Annotated in this window: 2 protein-coding genes; both read left to right on the forward strand. The window is 63.1% G+C overall.

All coding sequences use genetic code 11. The features are described 5' to 3' along the window. The coding region (locus M3I54_RS43700; protein WP_254346612.1) for an autotransporter domain-containing protein at window positions 1-957 on the forward strand (957 nt) is incomplete at its 5' end. A gap of 1200 nt (window positions 958-2157) precedes the next feature. Beyond that, window positions 2158-3345 (forward strand): DUF3300 domain-containing protein (locus tag M3I54_RS43705; protein ID WP_254346613.1); only part of this gene is annotated, 1188 nt, incomplete at its 3' end.

The raw sequence follows: 3345 nt of genomic DNA on the forward strand, positions 1-3345 counted from the left end.
ATCGCGAGGCAACTGGGTCTCACCACGCTGGGCACGCTGCATGAGCGCATCGGCGACACGCTGACCAACGCGCAGGGCGGCGCCGGTGACGCAGGCTGGACCCGTTCCGGCTGGGTGCGCCTGTTCGGCCAGCAGATCGACAACCGCTACCAGACCTTCACCAACGCAAGTGCCGACGGTCACCTGCTCGGCTTCCAGGCAGGCGTGGATGTCTGGCGCGGCAGCTTCCTGCCGGACCATCATGACGCCACCGGCGTCTACTTCGCGTACGGCAACAGCGATGTGGACGTGAACGGGCTCGTCACCAATCCGGCCGCAACCGCATACGTGCCTTCCAGCACCGGCACACTGAACCTCAATGCGTATTCCGGCGGCGCCTACTGGACGCACTACGGTCCCGGCGGCTGGTACGTCGATGCGGTGCTGCAGGGCACCTACTATGACGGCAATGCGACGACGCAGAACGCGCGGCTGCCGGTTTCGGGCTCCGGAATCCTCACCTCGCTGGAAGCGGGTTACCCGTTCGCGTTGCCGCTCGATCCCGCATTCGTGCTGGAGCCGCAGGTGCAGATCATCTGGCAGCATGTCGGGCTGAACGAGGCCAATGACGGGCTCGGCGCGGTCGATCCGGGCTCCACCTCAGGGGTGAGCGGGCGGCTCGGCGTGCGAGGGCAATGGACCATCGAGCGCGCGAATGGCGAGGTGTGGCAGCCATATGTGCGCGCCAATCTCTGGCGAGACTGGGGCGCCCAGGCCACGACAAGGTACTCCGGCGTCGATCAGGTGCCGCTATCGCAGCAGGCCACGCGCATGGACGTGGCCGCTGGCTTCACCGCGAAGCTTGACACACGCATGAGCGTATACGGCCAGTTCGGCTACCAGTTCTCGGTCAACAGCTCGGCAAGTGGACAGCGAAGGGGCGTCTGGGGCGACGTGGGTGTCAGGTACGCGTGGTGATGGTTCGGACTCCAATTGTCCTGATGCTGCCGGCGTTTGTATGTCGTGATCGAGCGAGGGCGACAGTTGAATGACTCTTGCGCAGAAACCTGCGGACGTTCAGTTGCGCGGGTCGAGCGTCGCTTCATGGCCGCTTACTGCCCGACGTGGTCGGCTGTCGCCGACCCTTCTGCGACCATCGCGGTCCCAGTAGGTGCGACTGCCTAAAAGTTGGTTTCGGACGGCCACCATGCCTACCGCAGCCCATAACAGAACTCCATCGCCAATGCAGACATAGAACTCGGACGAGCTGTAGTCACACGCGAAATGGTCGCGTCTCTGCATACCAACCGTTTGATGTCGATCAGCTTTCCGCAGTACCGGCTACGGGTTTTGGCGTCGTGAAGTCGCACGTTCCGGGTCAATGAAATCGTCACCTTATAACGCACGCACCGTGTAACCATCGGGCCGCGAATCGCGGAGGCAAGAATTCGTGTTCGCTGAGTGTATGGCTGCTTGGTGTTCGTCAGGCGTCGCCTGAACGTCTTGGGATTCGGACCATCAAGTGACTCATAATGGCCGAAGACCGCGCGATGCTGATGTCGCTGCTCGACCCCTTGGGGACCTTGAGCGCATAACAACCGCATCGGTGGCTTTCAGGGTGCAGCGGTGATCCGATAGGCGTGCGCCGTAGCCCACTCAACGCATTCGTCCCGCCGGCATTCAGAGTCCGGCAACGCGCGCGGTCGAATACGCATGTTCGCCGATCGTGCTGCCTGCCGCCCGGGTCAACGAACGCCCAACCCGCCCGGCGAGGCAGGAGCGCGGCTCGATAGCCGTAGCCTTGATGGTCTCGTCAACCCCAATTTTCGGCGCCACGAGGCTGGTGCGGCCGCTGCGATCAGCGCCACCTCGCTGCTCAGTGTCTGGACGCCGCCGGCCTTCAAGATGCCAGAACTCATCGAAGGCCATCCTGGAAACCCGACGTCCCTGACCTGTCGGACCAAGGTCTCATTGACCAGCCCGAAGTTCAGCTGTCTTATCGAATGGGGAGGGTTCGCACGTGCGGAACCTGGTCTGCGCCAGCGGGAACTCCACACGAATCTCTTGCTAGACCCGGCCGAACCCATCCGGGCACCGAACCACGAAAGCAACGGACGGTTCTATGACCGTCAGGAAAATCTCCTGGTCCGCGTCAATAAACCGCCGGAAGGAGTGGCCATGAATAACTGGAAAACCCGAGGGGTGAGAGCCTTATTCTTGTGGCTGGTTTTGCTGGCGACAATTTCGGCGTGTGCAGATCACGGGTCGGCGGGGCTTCCGCCATCGGGCCCCCCGACATTGAGCACCGCGCCATCAGCTCCCCCCTTATCGGCCACCGCCCCATCGGCCGCTGAGTCATCGGGCCCTGCGCCATTCAAACCAGAGGAGATCGATGCTCTCGTCGCGCCGATTGCTCTCTACCCGGACTCCTTGCTGGCTCAGGTATTGATGGCTTCGACCTATCCGCTGGAGATCGTGCACGCCGCGCGTTGGGTGAAAGCGAATGCGAATGTAAAGGGCGACGCCGCTGTGAAGGCGGTACAGAACGAGCCGTGGGATACGAGTGTGAAATCGCTGGTGGCGTTCCCGCAGATACTTGAGCCGATGAACGACAGGATCGACTGGACGCAGAAACTCGGCGACGCCTTTCTTGCGCAGCAAAAAGACGTCTTCGATGCGGTGCAGCGCTTGCGGGCACGGGCGCAGGAGTCGGGCAACCTCAAGTCGAACGAACAGCAAAACGTGATCGTCGAACAGGCACCTGCTGGCAGCGGGCAGACCATCGTGAAGATCGAGCCCGCTAACCCGCAGGTGATCTATGTGCCAGCCTATGACCCGGCTGTCGTGTATGGCGGCTGGGGCTATCCGGCGTATCCGCCATACTACTGGCCGCCGTATCCCGCCTACTACCCCGGTTACTATCCCGGCGCGGGCCTCGCCTTTGGCGTCGGCCTTCTTGCTGCCGGTGCGATCTTCGCGGACTGCAACTCGTGTTGGGGCGGAGACGACATCAACATCGACTCCGACAGGGCCAGGAACGTCGACCGTAACTTCGACAGTTCGAAGCTCAAGAACGGAGAGCGAGGCGGCCGCTGGCAACACGATGCAGGCCATCGTGAGGGCGTCGCCTACCGGGATAACGCCACCCGCGACAAGTTCGCCGGGTCGCCCGGGGCCGACCGGCGGTCCCAGTATCGCGGGCGCGGTGCCGAGGCAGGTAACCGCATGGCCACGGGCGCCGACAGGGGCGGCGCAGGCAATCGTGCGTCAGTGGGGGACCGGGGCGGTGTAGCCGATCGCAGCTCCCCCGGCAATATGAACCGCGTAGGTAATGGTAGTCGGGGGAGCTATGGCGGGGGATATGGC

The organism is Paraburkholderia sp. CNPSo 3274, assembly GCF_024206475.1.
GTDB lineage: Bacteria > Pseudomonadota > Gammaproteobacteria > Burkholderiales > Burkholderiaceae > Paraburkholderia.